Consider the following 17,732-nt stretch of genomic DNA (forward strand, 5'->3'; position numbering starts at 1 on the left):
AGTCTCACCACCATCAGGCAAAATTGCCATAACGTTATTCCCTTGACACCGCTTCGCCAACGCCAAGTAGACTGGCCTATCAGCCGAAGCAGCATACCGTAAAGATCAGGAGAAGCATGAATCCCTCACGTCGTCTCTTCCTGCAGCAGTCCGCCGCCGTCAGCCTAGCCTCCCTGTTGCCCTTCCGTTCTGCGTTCGGCGAAACCAGCATGCCCATCGGCATCCAGCTCTACACCGTGCAGGACGAGCTGAAAAAGGACGCCGTCGCCACCCTGCACGCCCTCGCAAAGATCGGCTACCGCGAGGTCGAGTCCTTCCCCCTCCAGGACATCACCGCCGCGCAGATGCGAACCATGCTCGACGACGCCGGCCTCAAATGCCCCAGCGCGCATCTCTTCTTCGGCGTGGCCGACAACGCCCAGCTCTTCGACCAGGCCAACGCCCTCGGCGCCCACTACGCCGTCAGCTCCGTCCTCCTTCCCAACACCCTCCAGGGCGCCGACCTCCCAAAGATGATGGACATCATCAAAGCCTTCACCCTCGACGACTTCAAAAAGATCGCCGCCAAAGCCAACGAGATCGGAGCCCAGGCCCAGAAGGCCGGCCTCCAGTACGCTTATCACAATCACAACTTCGAGTTCCGCGACTACAGCGGCCACACCGGCTACGAGATTCTGATCAAAGAGACCGACCCCAAACTCGTTAAGTTCGAGCTCGACTGCGGCTGGATGGTCACCTCCGGCAACAACCCCATCGACTACTTCAAAAAATATCCCGGCCGCTATCCCCTCATGCACGCCAAGGACTTCCCCGCCGACACTCCCGTCACCACCACGCTCGGCGTCGACCCCAACCACCGCCCCACCGAGATCGGCCGCGGTCACATCGACTTCAAACCCATCATCGCTGCCGCAGAGAAGTCAGGCCTCCAGCACATCTTCGTCGAACAGGATCCACCCATCGAAGGAATGACCTCGCTCGAAGCCGTAGGCGTCAGCTACGAGGCACTCCGTCCCCTCGTCTAAACAAAAAGCGTCCATCCTCTAAATAAGAAAGATCGTCCTCAAGAAAGATCGCAAACGCATCCCGCAAACCAATCCGCATCCTATATCCAGCACGCTCCAGAGGGGGGAAACATGGAAACAGAGGAACTGGTCGAAAATCGCCGCTCTATGAGCAAGCTGATCCTGTTCGCAACCATCGCATCGGGAGTCATCGCAGCCTACCTGATGTACCGCCGCGGCGAACCGCTGGGAACCATCGCGAAACAGGCCATCACAAATCCCATCGGCTCACTGATGACCGAAGTAAAAAACAAGCTCTAAATATCTCAAACCCAGGTTGGGAAGATACGGGTCTCTTACGTCTCGACCCGAAAACCTGTCCACAACTAAGAAATGCGTCATGTCGATGGGAACTAAGAAGTACGCAATCTCGATCGGGACTAATAAAATGCGTCGACCGGAGCCCAGCACTTCGCCTTTGCCGTTGTTCGTTCTTCCATCCCTACCCAAAACATCGTCATCTCGACCGAAGTCACGCAGTCTCACCGCGTGACGCAGTGGAGAGACCCCCGCATTTTTGCCTTTGCAGTTGCTTGTTTTCCCTCAAATAAGGCCGGCTAGTCTTTACAAGATCTCTTGAACTCTGGGACAGGCTACGTCGCCGTGTCCAGGTGAAAAGACTCGGTGTAGGCCTCCACCGGATATCCCTTCTCCTTCCACGCGGCAAGCCCGCCCTTCAGCAGCTTCACGCGTGTAAAGTTCAGCGCACGCGCCTTGCCCAACACCATCTGACTGGTCTCATCGTCGCCGCCCGTGCAATAGATCACTGAGTGCTGATCGCGAGGAAACGCAGCCGTTCGCCCTGCAATATCCTTAGGCGCGATCCTCGTCGCGCCGGGAATAATCTCAGGATGCGCCAGAAAGTCCAACGGCTGGCGCACATCGTAGAGCAGAATCTTCTTCGCCTTCAGCAGCGCATACAAAGCCTCAGGCTCAATGCTCTTCTCCCTCACCTCGCGCCCGGCAAGAACGCGCCGCACGACCCACCCAAGGACCAGAACGCAAAGCACCGCAACAACGATAGCCGTCACGCTCATCCCGTCCTCCACGTATAGCCAGATTAGATGTACGCAACCCAAAGCCAGTTGTTGCGCAGCTAATTCGAAATCCGACCAACGGGAGGACCGAAGCACCCAACCCACCCAGAAAAGGGTACACAAGTCACGAAGTGACCGCTCTCCGCGCAGGAGGCCCGTCCGGCAGGACACCGGTCTTTAAAAGAGAGACCTCTTAGGCTTACCAACCAGCGGAGTATTCAGCAGCCGAATCAAAGGCGCAGCCACCCTGAACCGCTCCACCACATCCTTCAGCAGCCCAGGCGAAGTAGCCCGCTCCACCGGCAGAGTAGCCGACAATCCCCACTGCTTGCACATGATCAAATCAATCGCCGGATCATCCGCAGCAAACCCCTTCGGCGGCCGCGTCAGCGACAGCGTCTCGGTCTCTTGCATCAATGACCGCAGCTTCTTCCCCGCCATGATCCTGCGAAACTCCAGATGATGATCCACCAGGTAGCGCCGTATCGCCAGCAGCTGCTCCCGCTCCGGCATATAAACCCCGGCGGCGATCAGCACGTCCGTCGAGCTCACCTGCAGATAGAACCCGCCCCCCGAGGTCTTCTGCAGACCATCCCTCGCCCACCACGCCGAAACATGATGTTTGTAAGGCCGCTTGTCCTTGCTGAAGCGAATGTCACGGTAGATCCGCATCAGGATCTTGTTGGCTGGCCGCACGTGCTCCGGCGAAAACTCCGCCATCGCCTCATTCACCTCGCCGATCAGCCCCAGCATCGGCTCCTTCAGCTGCTTCTCGTAGACGTCCTTGCGCTCTCCAAACCACTCGCGGTCGTTGTTCTTCTTCAGCCCCCGCAAAAACTTCAAAGCCTCATTCGAAAATTGTGTCGCCATCCCTCAATCGTAAACGCCATTTGCACTTGTACTTGCCATTGCACTTGTACTTGCCGTTGCACTTGTACTTGCCTTGCATTTTGCTCCTTCTTCCCCCAAATCGTCATCTCGACCGAAGTCGCGCAGTCTCATCGCGCGACGCAGTGGAGAGATCCCTGTATTTAGCCGTTGTCTGTTCTTAGCCACTCAGCCACGATCCATCGGGTGCCCCATCCATCGCGCACTTTTGCGATGGGTGGGAATGTAAACTCTTCCTTTTATCTCTGTCGTTGCTTGTTCTTTTTGGTTGTCATCTCGCAGGGATCTGCTGGTGCTTTCGCCTGCCTGCAAAATAAAGTTGAAAAAGCTGGCACATTTTTAGCGCGCGAAAAACGATGGTTTTAAACACCACGTTTACCACGCAATCCACCATGATCACACCAGCAAAAAACCACGTTCTGCACCACAGTTTTTCGCAAAAAACCCTGAAAAACACCACAAAGCACCACGCCGATTTTTTTCTCCCGCTACCATGGAAAAATCCAGGTGAGCGACTCCAACCCCAACTCCGATTCCAGCTTCCTCTCTGAAGACACCATCGTAGCCATCTCCACCCCACCCGGCCGCGGCGGCATCGGCATCGTCCGCCTCTCCGGCCCCGCCGCCCGCGCCATCGCCGAACCCCTCCTCAAACTCCGCCATCCCCTCGCCCCCGGCCAGGCGCGCTTCGCCGAAATCCTTGATTCCACAGGCGAAATCCTCGACGAAGCAGTCGTCACCTACTTCCAGTCCCCCCATTCCTACACCTCCGAAGACGTAGTAGAGATCGCTGCCCACGGCTCCCCCGTCCTCCTCGATCACCTCCTCCGCCAATGCGCAGCCCATGGCGCCCGCCTCGCCGAACCAGGCGAATTCACCCAGCGAGCCTTCCTCTCCGGCCGCCTCGACCTCACCCAGGCCGAAGCTGTCCACGACCTCATCGAATCCACCACCCTCCACCAGGCCCGCATCGCAGCCCAGCAGCTGGGCGGCTCCCTCTCCCGTCAGATAACCCCAATAAAGCAACAACTTATAAGCCTCATCGCCGTAATGGAAGCCGGCATCGACTTCGCCGAAGACGACATCGACCTCCTCCCCCAAGCTCAAATCACCACCCAAATCGCAGCAATCCAAGCCCCCCTCACCGCACTGGAGCACTCCTTTGCCTACGGCCGCATCGTCCGTGAAGGCTTCACCATGGCCATCGTTGGCCGCCCCAACGTCGGTAAATCCTCTCTTTTCAATCGTCTCGTTCAACGCGACCGCGCCATCGTCACCGCTACACCAGGTACAACCCGAGACCTAGTCACAGAACGCGTCTCCCTTAACGGCATCCCAGTCGAACTCATCGACACCGCAGGCCTGCGCGACTCCGCTGACGAGGCCGAGTCCATAGGGATCAAGAAATCTCGTGAAGCCATGTCAGAAGCCGACATAGTACTTCTCGTGCTGGATGCCACTGCGGCGCCCCACGAAGAAGATAAAGCAACGGCAGCCGCTTTGGCGGGCCGCCCTTTCCTTATTGTTATCAACAAACAAGACCTCGAACACCCGGAATCGCAGATCCCGGAAACTGCTCTTCAATTGGTTCGGACGTCTGCGCTCACTGGATCGGGTATCCCAGAGTTACGTCGCGCAATCCTGTCGCTGATGACGAAAGAGATCCCAAACATCGAAACCGCAGTTCTAACAAACCAACGGCAACAGCAATCAATATCGGACGCGTTGGCAGCTCTTCATCAAGCACGACGTGCGGCAACCGCAATCATCCCTCACGAGATGATCCTTCTGGATCTCTACGAAGCTCTTCGCGCTCTCGATGCATTCACAGGCTCTACATCGAGCGATGACATACTGAACCTCATCTTCACCAAGTTCTGTATCGGCAAATAACTTTACCTAAGCAGCAGTTCGTGTCGATGCCACTTGAGGGAACAGGTCTACCCCTGGATCGAATTCAATCGGAGGAAATATCCTCGAGAACGAACGTCAAAGGTTAGTCGACACTTGTCAGTGGCAGCGAATCGCTTTTCACCAAAATCCTATGTCGCCTGGATGAGGAATATGATTGGTATTGCCTGATCGATAATTCGCCCCAGCATACCCGGTTGCGCCCCGATGCCTTTGCCCGGTAGAGCGCCTTATCAGCCGCCTCCAACAGGTCCTCCTTGCAGGTAATGTCGCTCGGGTAGCAGGATGCTCCGCCGCAGCTTACCGTTGAAAGCCTGGGATGGCTGCCGGGCTCAGGGAGCGCTGGAGAACCAGCCACCTCGACGAGCTTGCGAATGCGTTCGGCGACGATCATCGCTCCTTCCTGAGTTGTGCCGGGAAGCAAAACTACGAACTCTTCACCACCGAATCTGGCTGCGAAATCGTCCTTACAACGCAGACCTTGGAGCAGCAGAGAAGCAACTCGCACCAAGACGCGGTCGCCGTACAGATGCCCGCGGGTGTCGTTTGTGAGCTTGAAGTGATCGATGTCGATCACGATGGCGGATAAGCATGAGCCGGAGTCGACAGACTCGCTCCACAGTTTGGCAAACTGCAGCTCGTAAGCATGCCGATTGGCCAGTCCAGTCAGGCTATCGATGCTCGAAATTCTTTGCAGCTCAACGTTCAGGAAGGAGAGCTCTTTGCTTTGGATCTCGCTGCGCAGCCGCATCAGGAAGCCCAGTCGCTCTTCTCTGCCGGTGCTGTAGTTCGCAATCACGGTCATCGAAATGGCGCAGACCGCCAGGGTGATTCCGAGCAGCTTCTCCGAAGAGTTCAGGAAGTGATCGTGTTGAATGAAGACGAGATCGCTTGCCAGCATAATGGCCGATGCGCTGAGAGCGTAAAAGAACTGAAGCCGCATCACGACATTGACAAAGATGACCGCGACAATCAGGCCTACTTGAGCGTACGCGGAGGAGGTCGCATTTTTATTACTCTCGATGTAAAGGTGCATTACTCCTATAAGACAGCTCACTGCGGCGATGCTTGTTTCGCGATAGATCTTGTTTGGACTCCAGCGCATGCTGAGATTAATCAGCAGGGCCAGAGGCGTGACAATGCACAGGCGGAGTTGTACCGGAAGCCAGGAGCCGCTGCCCTGAAGAAGGTGGTCTACAAGGACATAAATATTGAAGAGGCCAATCGCTACCAGGCCTTCGAGCCAGAGACGTTCGGATCGTCGAGCGAGCGTCGACTGCTCGAAGGCGTTCTCAAGGGGCCCCGGCAGCGACAGTCGCTGAAACCCTCTTCGTGAAAGCCGCTCGACCTGCTGAATCGCGAGCTCGTGAATGGAAGTGCTCGGCATCGAAAGTCGCCTCTACCCTGCGGTCATGTCTTGCACCCTTGAACGTGCGTGGTTTCTATCACGGCAATTCAGGGACAAATCGTAACCAAAATGATGCTGCCTGCATGTTACTAAAGCGGAAACGGAATACACGCGTAATTACAAGAGTTGCATGGTACTTCCGTGTCATTCGCAGAGTTGCTCAGGTGCTATCGCCGGTTAGTTGGCTTCAGGCCACGAGAAGGTTGTCGATCAGACGCGTGCGGCCCACATAGGCCGCCACTGCGACGAGCGCGCCCCTCTCCGCAGATGCCTCTGGGAGAAGCGATCGGGCGTCGACGATGGCGAGGTAGTCCACCTTTATGCCCGTTGCGGTCTCCAAAGTGATTCTTCCAATCTGTAAGAGCGCTGAGCTGCGGCGTTCGCCGTGGGCGATGCTCTGTTCGATTTCGGTGAGTGCTCGATGCAGGACTAATGCCTGTTCGCGCTCCGGAAAGCTAAGGTATCTATTTCTGCTGCTCAGAGCCAGGCCATCTGCGTCTCGCACGATAGGGCAACTCACCAGCTCCAGGTCGAAGTTGAGATCCTGAACCATCTGTCGCAGGACGGCGATCTGCGCGGCATCTTTCTGACCGAAGTAGGCGCGGTGCGGTGCGATGATGTGAAACAGCTTGGCAACAACGGTGGCTACCCCGGTGAAGTGGCCGGGGCGGGAGGCTCCGTCCAACCGGTCGCCGATGCCGGATACGGTGATGGTTGTTACAGCGCCGCTGGGGTACATCTCCTTAGCCTCGGGGGCGAACAGGACAGCGACTCCTTCCGCCTCGAGCTGCCTGCAGTCTTCGTCGAAGGTTCGTGGATACTGGGCGAAGTCTTCTCCTGGCGCGAACTGGAGGGGATTGACGAAGATCGACGCTATGACCGTCTGACATTCAGAGCGGGCTCGCTGGACCAGGGAGAGATGACCCCTATGAAGCGCACCCATCGTCGGCGCAAAGCCTATGGAGACGCCTCGCGTCCGGAGTTCGCGGCAGATGCCTTGCATCTCCGCAACACTCTTCACGATCTTCATCGAATGACTGCTCCTCTTGGCCGCATTGCTGCGGGGTTGGCTCTAATTTTTCTGTTCTTCTTCAGGCGCACACCACTATCAACGAGCTCGATTTGACCTCTAGATCGTTCTTGTCTGTCGATGCGGCCTGGCTGCTATCCCACTGCTTCGATGGGTTCGGCCGGCTCGGTTGCTTCGGTCGACTCATGCATCAATTCGCGGACCTCGCGCGAGAAGTGGTAGCTTTCGGCGTCCGCGGGGAAGGTTCGGGCTTCGACGTCGTGCCGGTACACCTCCAACGCCTTGCGCATGACTCCCGCTACGTCGGCATACCGCCGGACAAACTTTGCGGGAGGCGAGAAGGTCATGGCCATCATGTCGTGGAGGACGAGGATCTGTCCGTCGCAGTCGGGGCCGGCACCGATTCCGATGGTGGGGATGCGAAGCTCTTCGGTGATGATGTGGGCGAGTTCGCGGGGCACACCCTCAAGGACGATGGCGAAGCAGCCTGCCTCCTCGAGAGCGAGAGCGTCGGTGCGCAGCTCGTCGATCGCCTGCATCGTCTTGCCCTGGACTTTGTAGCCTCCCATACGATGGACGCTCTGGGGAGTGAGGCCGATGTGTCCCATGACGGGGATCTCGGCGGCTGTGATTCGGCGAATAAGCTCGGCGCGTTCGCGGCCACCTTCGAGCTTGACGGCTTCGGCACCCGACTCCTTGACGAAGCGGATCGCGTTGGCGAGGGCCTCGCGGTCGTCGGTGTGGTAGCTGCCGAAGGGCATGTCGGCCACCAGCAGGGCGCGTTTTACGGCACGGCGCACTCCGCGGGTGTAGAGGAGCATCTCGTCCATGGTGACGGCGAGGGTGTTTTCGTGGCCCTGCATGACCATGGCGAGCGAGTCGCCGACGAGGACGACGTCGAGGCCAGCCTCGTCGACGAGCCTGGCGCTGGCGTAGTCATAGGCCGTGATGGCGCTGATTGGCCGGCGTAGAAGTTTCTTTTCGAGGAGGGATGGGACGGTAACTTTGGCGGGGGAATCGGCCTGTCGCCCACCCGGGGCGTCGGCTCGTTCCGTTGAGAACGTGGTCAAACTCATTGCAATCTCCAGTGCAGCTCCGCCGCGTGTCGTCTTAGTGAGGACGACTTTGGCTGGATACCACCTGTCCCAGCAGGTACCTAGGGCGCTTTAAACTTACGCGTCTTGTGGTTCTGATGGCAAGGGGATGATGGGTCGCTGCCGTGTCCTCGGAGGGTACCCCCCCCCATATTACCCGCGTATAACCCTTTTGTTATCACAAGCTTGCGGGAGGTTATCTCTCGCAAATATGTCATTCTAAACGGGTTATCCGCAGATACGTGGAAACAAAAGGGTTAGAGTGTTCCCGGCACTTGCGGGGTGCCAGACCATCCCACACAATCTGACTGTTTCAATTGTAACGGTTTAGATGAAACTAATGCGCACGGCGCAAATGTCTGATTGCAAATGGTTTAGTGTGGTTGGGGGCTTGACAGCAACGGTTGGAAGCGTAACAGCAACGGCACTGGAGATTATGGGTGAAAAGGGGCGAAAGGTTTGGGCGGGACAGGCTTCGTCGGGATCCTTGCCCTTCGACTTCGCTCAGGGTCAGGATGACGGCACGAACAGGCAACGACAAATGCAGCGGTAGCAGCAACAGCAACAGCAACGGCAAATTGCGGGGGTTTCTCCACTGCGCGGACCACGATGAGACGGTGGTCCGCTTCGGTCGAAATGACGATCTAAAGTGGGCGAGGTCGAAATGACGATGTTCTTGGGTGAGAGACAGCAGATCCCTGCGGGATGACAAGCCAAAAAGGCAGATCCTTGTGGGAGACAAGCGAAAAGAACGCTGCTGGGCGTTGTCGCGAACGGCGTGATTGTCCGGAATGGCTTGAGATTGACTGCTAGGCGCGGCCGCGGGCGGAGCCGGGGGGTGGGGGGTAGTTGGGCTTGAGCTTTACGGGTTCGACGATCTCGGGTTCGAGGGCGATGGGGCGGTGGACGGCGACCAGCTCTGCGATGGCGAATTTGAGCGGCTCGATGCCCTCGCCGGTGACGGCGGAGATGATGAAGAAGGGCAGCTTGCGGCGCTTGGCCATGGTGGTGAGCTTTTTGAGCTTGTCTGGATTGGCGACGTCGGCTTTGGCGGCTACGAGGATGGTCGGCTTGGCGGCGAGCGCGGGATCGAAGCTCTTGAGCTCTTCGGTGATGACCTTGTAGTCGGCGACGGGGTCGGGACGGGAGGTGCCTTCGGCGGCGCCGGAGTCGGAGACGTCGACGAGGTGGACGATGACGCTGGTGCGCTCGATGTGTTTGAGGAACTGGATGCCGAGACCGGCGCCGAGGTGTGCGCCTTCGATGAGGCCAGGGAGGTCGGCGACGGTGAAGGATTCGGTGTGGGGGAAGTCGCCGACCTGGACGACGCCGAGGTTGGGCTCGAGCGTGGTGAAGGCGTAGTTGGCGATCTTGGGTTTGGCGGCGGAGAGGCGCGAGATAAGGGTGGATTTGCCGACGTTGGGGTAGCCTACGAGGCCGGCGTCGGCGAGGAGACGGAGTTCGAGGCGGTAGGTGCGCTCTTCGCCGGCGCGGCCGAGCTCGTGCTCGCGCGGGGCCTGGTGGGTGCTGGTGGCGAAGTGCTGGTTGCCGCGTCCGCCGCGTCCGCCCTTGGCGATGACGATGGTCTCGTTGGGGCGGGCGAAGTCGTGGATGAGCTCGCCGGTGGCGTCGTCGTAGAGGAGCGTGCCTACAGGAACTTTGAGGGTGGTGCTTTCGCCGGAGTATCCTGAGCAGTTGGAGCCGAGGCCGTGGCCGCCGCGCTGCGCCTTGTGCTCGGGGTTGAAACGGAAGTGGACCAGGGTGTTGTGGCTGAGGGAGGAGGACATGAGGACGTCGCCTCCGTGGCCGCCGTCGCCGCCCGAGGGGCCGCCTTTGGGGACGAACTTTTCGCGGCGGAAGGCCATGCAGCCGTTGCCGCCGTCGCCGGCCTTGATACGAATTCTTGCTTCATCAATAAACATTTCTATTAACAGTGTACAAGTTTGCTAGCGGGGAGCGGACGGGGCGGACGGGCGCGAGGGGATGCGACAATCCGCGGGTGGGGCGCGCTGGAGCTTGTAAAAGACGGCATTTTTACAAATCGTAATCCCATATTAATGGCGTTATGCGAGTCTAAAATGGCATTATGCGAGTCTAAGAGGACTCATACGATGCAGCAGGACTTGGCTCGTAGCAGACGCGGAACGATGTGCAGTCTGCAGGGCGAACAAAATTCAGGAGACCAGATGAAAATTTCAGGATGTATGTTGCGGGGCGCGCTGATTGCGACGTTTTGCGCGGTTACAGGAGTGCAGGGCTACGGGCAGTCGGCTGTCGATGGTGCGATTGGCGGTACGGTCGAGGATGCGAGCGGTTCGGCGATTAGCGGTGCGGTCGTGGTGGTGCATTCGAACAAGACGAACGCTGAGCAGAATATAAAGGCCGATGGTTCGGGCGTCTTCCGGGCAATCCATCTGCAGCCCGCAACCTACACGGTTACGATTACTGCGCCTGGATTCCAGACCTATCGGTCTAGCGAGGTGATCGTTGAGGTTGGCTCGCTGACAGACATCTCTCCCAAGCTTCCTGTGGGTAAGGCGAGTGAGACGATTGAGGTGACCAGTGAGGCACCAGCGCTGAATACGACGTCTCCGGATTTTTCCGGAGTGATCGATCAGAAGCTGCTGCTGGATCTTCCGGTGAACAACTACCGTTGGTCGGCTTACGCGCTGCTGACGCCGGGAGTGGTTGCCGATTCGAACGGGTTTGGGCTTTTGAGCTTTCGCGGGCAGAGCACTTTGCTGAATAACGTAACCATCGATGGAGCAGATGACAATCAGGCCTACTTCTCTGAAGAGCGTGGACGCACTCGCGCAGGCTACTCGACGGCGAAGGCTTCGATTCAGGAGTTCCAGGTCAATACTTCGAACTACACGGTGGAGTACGGCCGGTCCGCTGGCGGCGTTGTGAATTCGATCACGAAGTCAGGCGGCAATCAGTTTCACGGCGAGGCGTACTTTTACGATCGCGACGCGGAGTGGGGCGCTGCGAACGCGTTTACGACCAAGACCGAGCAGCTGGTTCCGAATGGGCCTTTTACGCCGGTGAACTTCAAGCCGACCGATCGACGCAAGCAGTGGGGCGGGGCAGTTGGCGGCCCGATCTTTCGAGACAAGCTGTTTTTCTTCTTTGCGGCTGATCGCTTTCAAAGGAACTTTCCGGCAGTGGCGGCGGCAAGCAATCCGACGAGTTTCTTCGCTACTCCTGATGCGGCGCTTCCGGCGGGTCAGGTGTGCGGCGGAAAAGGAGCGACGGCGCCAAGCACGATCGACGCGGCGGCGTGTACGCTACAGACCAATCTGAAGCTGGCCAGCTATGGCGCTGCGGCGACGAAGTACGTCAATGGTCTTTCAGGATTGAATACGCTGCTCGGCAACGTGCCACGTACGGGCGATCAGACGATCTTCTTTCCTAAGCTAGATTGGCAGATCAACGGAAAGAATCATGCATCGTTTGAAGTGAACCGGTTGCGGTGGATCTCGCCGGCGGGAATTCAGACTGCGTCGACGGTCTTCGATGGTTCGCATAGCTTTGGCAACGATTATGTGCGCGATACGTTCGGCATCGCGAAGCTGGATACGGTGATTACGAACAACATCAGCAACGAAGTCCGCTATCAATATGGGCGCGACTTTGAGTTCGAGTTCGCGCAAAATCCGTCGACGTACGAGACGTCGAACCTGGTGGGCCCGACGTCGGGCGGCTATACCAATCCCTTTGGTGGGCTTCCACCCAGCGTTGCAATTACCAACGGCTTCACATTTGGGACTCAGACGTTTCTGCAGCGTGCTGCGCTGCCGGATGAGCGCCGCAATCAGGTCGCTGATACGGTGAACTGGATTCGCGGAAACCACAGCATCAAATTTGGCGGCGACTACATCCACACGTATGACCTGATCAACAACCTCTTCGCGCAGTATGGTGGATATAGCTATTCCACGCTGACGAACTATCTTACGGACCTGAACCTCTCGCAGAATCCTGCAACGGTTTCGCAGGCTCACAACTACAGCTCGTATACGCAGGGCTTCGGTATTCCTGGGCTCAACTTCACGACGGGCGACTATGGGTTCTTCCTGCAGGATGAGTGGAAGCTGAATCCACGGCTGAGCTTGACCGGCGGCATTCGGTATGAGTATGAACAACTGCCTTCGCCGGTCAGCAATCTTATTGTTTCCTCGATTCCGCAGACGGGGTCGCTGCCTAGCAACAAGAGCAATATCGGTCCGCGAGTTGGCTTTGCCTATGACGTGTTCGGAAGCGGCAAGACGATTCTGAGGGGAGGTTATGGAGAGTTCTTCGCTCGCGTGATCAACTCGACGATCTATAACGCGCTGATCAATACGGGCTCGCTCAACGGGCAGCCGAGCTTTAGCTACACGTCGACGAGCGCGGGCGCGCCGGTGTTCCCAGAGGTGATTCCGGCACTGGTCAACACGGGAACGCCACCGAACTCGACGTTCTTCGACAAGAACTTCAAACTGCCCGAGATTCACCAGGCTGACCTGACGGTTGAGCAGGACCTTGGCTGGAACACGGTGGTGAGCGTGACCTGGTTGGGGTCGTTTGGGCGGCGTCTGCCGAGTTTTGTCGACCTGAACCTGCCTGCTCCGACCAGCGTGACGTACACGGTGGTGGATACGTCGGGGAAGGGGCCGCTGCCGAATGGCTCTACTTTCACGTCGAACTTCTTTGCGAAGAGCACGGTGTCTTCCAAGATCTGCCCGAGTCAGCGTCCGGATTGCAACTTCGGATCGAAGACGAATGTCTTCAGCGGTGTGAACTCGAACTACCAGGGCCTGGTGGGTCAGATCTCACACCGTCTTACGCACAACCTGCAGTTCAGCGCGAACTATACGTGGTCGCATGCCTTGGATTACGGCGAAAACAACCAGACTGGTACCTCTGCTAATGCACTGCAGGACCCCACCAGTCTTCGCGGGGAGTATGGAAACTCCAATCAGAATGTTCCGAACCGATTTGTGCTGACTGCGGTGGCGACGTCGCCGTGGCGCTTTACGGGTTGGAAGAGTTATCTGCTGAACGACTATGAAGTTTCGCCAAACTTCTCGGCGCAGAGCGGCTTGCCCTATTCGGTGGTCACGAGCGGGACACTGTCGACCGGTCTTATTAACGGCGCGCAGTTGAACGCGGTGGGGAGCGGTGTGAACGGATCGGGCGGAACCGGCACTGGCAACGGAACTTTCCGGCTGCCGGGGTTTGAGCGCAATGGGCTTCAGCAGCCGAGTACGAATGTGCTGGATCTTCGGCTCTCGAAGCGGTTCACCATCGCTGAGCGGTTGAAGCTGGAGTTGCTTGGCGAGAGCTTCAACATTTTGAACCGTCAGAACGTCACATCGGTGAATACGACCGGATACTTCATCGGCACTGCAACCAATGCGGCAAAACAAGTGACGGGGAACCTGCTGACGTTCAACACGAGCAGCGCGAACTCGGCGTTGCCATTGTTTGGTTCCGTGACGAACTCGAACGCCAGCGGGTTTACTTACACTCCCCGCCAGGTTCAGTTGTCGATTCGGGCGCAGTTCTAACCGTAGTGTCATTTTGAGGGGCGGTGGCTTCGGTCGCCGCCTTTTTTTGGGTTAACACGGAAGTGGCCTTTCATAATTGCGGCGTCTGCGGCTAATCTCATAGTGTTCTCTTGTTTTTGCGTAGTGAGGAACAGCTTGTGGCTGCGACGCTTTGCCTAGACAGCGAGAGGGCATGGCGAGCTTACTTTTCAATCTTCCCGTGGTTGCGGCGTAGAGCGGTACAGAATCCGCGGAGAGTGCATGTCGTTCTGTCTGGGACGCGCGAGGTTGAGCGCGGGTGTGAGGAACGTGGTCCGGGCCTGCTTGCTGTGGTGTAGTGCCGCTGCTGCCTTGGGGGGGTGCGCGTGGGGACAGACGCCGGTCGATGGCGAGGTCAGCGGATTTGTGGTGGATGCGACGGGCGCTGCACTGAAGGGCGCAGTGGTGCAGGTACGGAATCTCGCAAACGGATTGACTGCGGTTGCGAAGACCGAGGGCAGGGGCGAGTTTGTGGTGGCGCACCTGCCCGCGGGAGACTATCGGGTGGTGGTGGCCTATGAGCGATTCGCGAATCTGACGCTGGAGCCGGTGGTGGTGGAGGTTGGCGGGGTGACCTCGGTGGAGGCCAGGCTCAAGGTTGGAGGGATCATCAGCTCGGTGAACGTGACCGCGGTGCCGGAGCCGCCGGCTACGGTCAGCGTCGATGAGGTGGCCTCAACGGCAACGTCCAGTGTCGTGACCCCGGAGGAGATGGAGCGAACTCCGGTGAATGGGCGGCGATGGCAGGCGTTCGCGCTGTTGACGCCGACGGTCAACGCCGATCCGGAGGGGGATGGGTTGTTGAGCTTTCGCGGGGTGGCTTCGACGCAGAATAGCAGTCGAGTCGATGGCGGAGATGATGACCAGAGCTTTGGCGCGGTGCCACGAGGGACGGGCGGGGAGAGTGGCGCCGAGATCGAAGACGCGGCGGAGACTGGGTCGTCAAAGCGAGTGAGTGCTGGCAATGTGGATGGTGGTGGCGGGTATGGGCGTCATGCGGGTGCGGCTTACACGTTTTCTCAGGAGGCGGTGAAGGAGTTTCGCGTGAGTGGGCAGAACTACTCGGCGCTGTATGGGCATGCAGCGGGAGGAATTATTACGACCGTGTCAAAGAGCGGTGCAAACGCTCTGCATGGGACGGGTTTTTACATGGTTCGGTCGAGTGCGTTTGGAGCTACGAATCCCTTTTCGATTGCGACGACTTATGTGGGCGGTGTGAGCACGAGTACGGCGGTGAAGCCAAGCGATCTTCGGCAGCAGTTTGGAGGCAGCGTGGGCGGGGCTGCGGTGAGGGACAAACTCTTCTACTTTTATACCTACGATCAGCAGTTGCGGTCGTTTCCGGCGGTCTCGACTCCCGACGATCCGAACTTTTATCTGCTGACACCGACGCAGCGTGCATTGCTGGGCAATCGGGGCGTGAGACCGGCGAAGGTAGATGCTGCGCTGACCTATCTGGATAGCCTGACAGGAACTGTGCCGCGGCGACACGACCAGACGATCAACTTCGGCAAGGTGGATTGGCAGGCAGCGACGCGTCATCGCCTGAGCGTGCAGTATGACCGGGCGCGATCGAGTTCGCCGTCTGGGGCGCGGTCTTCGCCGGTGGTGGGCCTGGGAGCGGCAAGCCTGGGGAGCAGCTATACGAAGGTGGATTCGGTGCTGGGGCGATGGATGTGGACGGTGTCGCCGAAGCTGAGCCACGAGCTGCGCGTGCAGTATGGGCGGGATCTTCAGTTTGAAACGGCATCGAAGCCGCTGCCGCAGGAGCCGGCGGTGGGTCCCGATGGATATGCTCCCGAGATTGCGATTGGGCCGGATGGATTTACGTTCGGCACTTCGACTTCGCTGGGGCGCAGGGCGTATCCGGACGAGAACAAGGTTCAGCTGGCCGATCTGTTGACGGTGGTGCGGGGGCGTCATCAGATCCAGGTAGGGATGGATGTCAGCTTTGTTCATGACGATATTTCGAGTTTGAGCAATCTGCCGGGGGCATTTCACTACGACAGCGGGATCACTTCCGGGCATGCGGGCGGGCTGGTGGATTGGATTACGGACTATACGTTCAATGTGAATGCGTATCCGAATGGCGGTTGTCCGTCGATCACGGCGGCGGTGCATGATTTCTGCTTTCGCTCCTTTACGCAGACCTTTGGGCAAAAGACGGTGACGTTCGATACGCAGGAGTGGGCGGGTTTTTTGCAGGATGACTGGAGGGTGAGGCGGGGGCTGACAATAAGTGCCGGATTGCGTTACGAATACGAACTCTCTCCGCTGCCGCAGCAGCCTAATGCAGCGCTCGATGCGGTGTTTGGGCAGAAGGGCGCAACGAGCGTGTTTCCAGAGGATCGCAATAACTTTGGCCCGAGGGTGGGGGTGTCCTGGGAGCCGTTCGGGTCGGGCCGGGGGGTGGTGCGGATTGGATACGGCCTGTTTTATGGCAGGCTGCCCGGAGCCACTTTGAGCAGTGCGTTGACCAGGACTGCGCTGCCCTCTTCGGTGGCCAGCGTTCTGATCTTACCGACGACGGTTACAAATTGTCCGCAGGTTGCGAACCAGGGGTTTGGATATGCCTGCTCGTACGTGACGACGCCGCCGGCGGCTGTGGGGAAGACGACCTCGGCGATGGTGTTCGATCGCAGATTTCGGCTGCCGGCCGTGCAGCAGGGGAGTTTCTCAATTGAGCGCGAGGTGGGCGCCGGGACGGTTGCGAGTGCGACTTATTTGATGAATCTTGACCGGCAGCTGCCGAACTCGGTGGATATTAATATTGCGCCGGCGGTTGCGACGAAGGAGTTTCAGCTGCAAGGCGGGACGGGTGCGGTGGGGGTTCGGGATGGCGAGACGTTTGTGGTTCCGTTTTATTCGCAGAGGCTGAATACGAACTTTGGGCCTGTGACCGACATACTTTCGAACGCGGATGCGACCTATAACGCGCTGGTGCTAGAGGCGCGGCGAAGGAGCCGTGGGGGAGTGGAGTTCAGGGCGAGCTGGACGTGGGCCAAGGCGATCGATTATGGACAGAGCGGCGGCGCGACTCCGCGGACGAATGCGCAGTTCGATCCATTTGATGTGCGGTATGACAAGGGGCTCTCGGCGTTGAACTATCCGCATAAGTTTGTGGCCAGCGTGGTGTGGGAGCCGAGGTTTACGATCGAGCAGCACTGGTTGAGGAGTACGGTGAATGGCTGGGCGGTGTCTCCTATTTTTACGGAGACGAGTGGGAGACCTTACAGCCTGGATATCTTTGGCGGCACGCGGCTGACCGGGGGACATGAGAGCATCAACGGCGCGGGTGGGGCGGCGTATCTGCCGACGGTGGGGAGAAATACGCTGCGGCTGCCGGATACGGGGCGCGTCGATCTTCGATTGAGCAAGGCAGTGCGGGTGAGCGAGGGCGTGAAGGTGCGTGGGGTTGCTGAGGCGTTCAACCTGACGAATCGTGTGAACTACTCTTCGATCATGCAGCGTGCTTATCTGGTAGGAAAGGAGACGAATGGGATTACGCCGCTGGTGTTTCAAAGTGCTGCGACGGTTGCGGCGGAGGGGCTGAATGTAAGGCCGTTTGGGACATTTACGGCGGCGTCGACGGGACAGTCGCCGGAGCGGCAGGTGCAGTTGGGTTTGAGGGTGGAGTTTTGATGCTTCGAAGAGGTGTCCTGCCGGACGGGCCCCCTGCGCTCGGCCACCCCACAAACGAAGACCTGTTTGCGGGGACCCTGGTTCGGGC

Annotated in this window: 11 protein-coding genes; 5 read left to right on the forward strand and 6 right to left on the reverse strand. The window is 58.5% G+C overall.

The features are described 5' to 3' along the window. Window positions 1-116: 116 nt before the first annotated feature. Window positions 117-1,025 (forward strand): sugar phosphate isomerase/epimerase family protein, encoded by a 909-nt coding sequence (locus HDF09_RS15600; RefSeq protein ID WP_183767989.1) that lies wholly within the window; start codon window positions 117-119, stop codon window positions 1,023-1,025. Window positions 1,026-1,136: 111 nt separating this feature from the next. Continuing rightward, window positions 1,137-1,325, forward strand: coding sequence for a hypothetical protein (locus tag HDF09_RS15605; RefSeq protein ID WP_183768670.1), 189 nt, complete (start codon window positions 1,137-1,139; stop codon window positions 1,323-1,325). 332 nt (window positions 1,326-1,657) lie between these two features. On the opposite strand, the gene HDF09_RS15610 is transcribed toward HDF09_RS15605, so the two are convergent. Continuing rightward, window positions 1,658-2,101 carry a rhodanese-like domain-containing protein gene (locus tag HDF09_RS15610; protein WP_183767991.1) on the reverse strand — a complete coding sequence of 148 codons (444 nt, stop codon included), beginning with the start codon at window positions 2,099-2,101 and terminating at the stop codon, window positions 1,658-1,660. A 177-nt stretch (window positions 2,102-2,278) separates the two neighbouring features. Then, the gene (locus HDF09_RS15615) at window positions 2,279-2,971 is read right to left on the reverse strand and encodes a DUF2461 domain-containing protein (RefSeq protein ID WP_183767994.1); all 693 of its coding nucleotides are present in this window, start codon (window positions 2,969-2,971) and stop codon (window positions 2,279-2,281) included. 525 nt (window positions 2,972-3,496) lie between these two features. On the opposite strand from HDF09_RS15615, the gene mnmE reads away from it, so the two are divergent. Further along, window positions 3,497-4,882, forward strand: coding sequence for a tRNA uridine-5-carboxymethylaminomethyl(34) synthesis GTPase MnmE (gene mnmE / locus HDF09_RS15620; RefSeq protein ID WP_183767995.1), 1,386 nt, complete (start codon window positions 3,497-3,499; stop codon window positions 4,880-4,882). 103 nt (window positions 4,883-4,985) lie between these two features. On the opposite strand, the gene HDF09_RS15625 is transcribed toward mnmE, so the two are convergent. From HDF09_RS15625 to obgE, 4 genes are all read right to left on the reverse strand, one after another. Further along, window positions 4,986-6,287 (reverse strand): GGDEF domain-containing protein, encoded by a 1,302-nt coding sequence (locus HDF09_RS15625; protein WP_183767997.1) that lies wholly within the window; start codon window positions 6,285-6,287, stop codon window positions 4,986-4,988. Window positions 6,288-6,495: 208 nt separating this feature from the next. Further along, the gene (panC, locus tag HDF09_RS15630; RefSeq protein WP_183767999.1) at window positions 6,496-7,338 is read right to left on the reverse strand and encodes a pantoate--beta-alanine ligase; all 843 of its coding nucleotides are present in this window, start codon (window positions 7,336-7,338) and stop codon (window positions 6,496-6,498) included. 134 nt (window positions 7,339-7,472) lie between these two features. After that, entirely contained in the window at window positions 7,473-8,414 is a 942-nt protein-coding gene (gene panB / locus HDF09_RS15635; protein WP_183768001.1) for a 3-methyl-2-oxobutanoate hydroxymethyltransferase, read from the reverse strand. 827 nt (window positions 8,415-9,241) lie between these two features. Then, on the reverse strand, window positions 9,242-10,354 hold the full coding sequence (gene obgE / locus HDF09_RS15640; protein WP_183768003.1) for a GTPase ObgE: 1,113 nt from the start codon (window positions 10,352-10,354) through the stop codon (window positions 9,242-9,244). Between the two features lie 264 nt (window positions 10,355-10,618). On the opposite strand from obgE, the gene HDF09_RS15645 reads away from it, so the two are divergent. Continuing rightward, window positions 10,619-13,984, forward strand: a complete 3,366-nt coding sequence (locus HDF09_RS15645) for a TonB-dependent receptor (protein WP_183768006.1) — start codon at window positions 10,619-10,621, stop codon at window positions 13,982-13,984. A gap of 240 nt (window positions 13,985-14,224) precedes the next feature. Next, complete coding sequence (locus HDF09_RS15650) at window positions 14,225-17,644, forward strand: TonB-dependent receptor (protein ID WP_183768008.1); 3,420 nt, start codon at window positions 14,225-14,227, stop codon at window positions 17,642-17,644. Window positions 17,645-17,732: the final 88 nt, after the last annotated feature.

Source organism: Edaphobacter lichenicola, from assembly GCF_014201315.1.
GTDB classification, from domain to species: Bacteria; Acidobacteriota; Terriglobia; order Terriglobales; family Acidobacteriaceae; genus Edaphobacter; species Edaphobacter lichenicola_B.

Bases quoted from the DNA above. Each gene is read 5' to 3' on its own strand.
- HDF09_RS15600 (WP_183767989.1), top strand. From the start codon at position 117: ATGAATCCCTCACGTCGTCTCTTCCTGCAGCAGTCCGCCGCCGTCAGC.
- HDF09_RS15605 (WP_183768670.1), top strand. From the start codon at position 1,137: ATGGAAACAGAGGAACTGGTCGAAAATCGCCGCTCTATGAGCAAGCTG.
- HDF09_RS15610 (WP_183767991.1), bottom strand. From the start codon at position 2,101: ATGAGCGTGACGGCTATCGTTGTTGCGGTGCTTTGCGTTCTGGTCCTT.
- HDF09_RS15615 (WP_183767994.1), bottom strand. From the start codon at position 2,971: ATGGCGACACAATTTTCGAATGAGGCTTTGAAGTTTTTGCGGGGGCTG.
- HDF09_RS15625 (WP_183767997.1), bottom strand. From the start codon at position 6,287: ATGCCGAGCACTTCCATTCACGAGCTCGCGATTCAGCAGGTCGAGCGG.
- panC (WP_183767999.1), bottom strand. From the start codon at position 7,338: ATGAAGATCGTGAAGAGTGTTGCGGAGATGCAAGGCATCTGCCGCGAA.
- panB (WP_183768001.1), bottom strand. From the start codon at position 8,414: ATGAGTTTGACCACGTTCTCAACGGAACGAGCCGACGCCCCGGGTGGG.
- obgE (WP_183768003.1), bottom strand. From the start codon at position 10,354: ATGTTTATTGATGAAGCAAGAATTCGTATCAAGGCCGGCGACGGCGGC.
- HDF09_RS15645 (WP_183768006.1), top strand. From the start codon at position 10,619: ATGAAAATTTCAGGATGTATGTTGCGGGGCGCGCTGATTGCGACGTTT.
- HDF09_RS15650 (WP_183768008.1), top strand. From the start codon at position 14,225: ATGTCGTTCTGTCTGGGACGCGCGAGGTTGAGCGCGGGTGTGAGGAAC.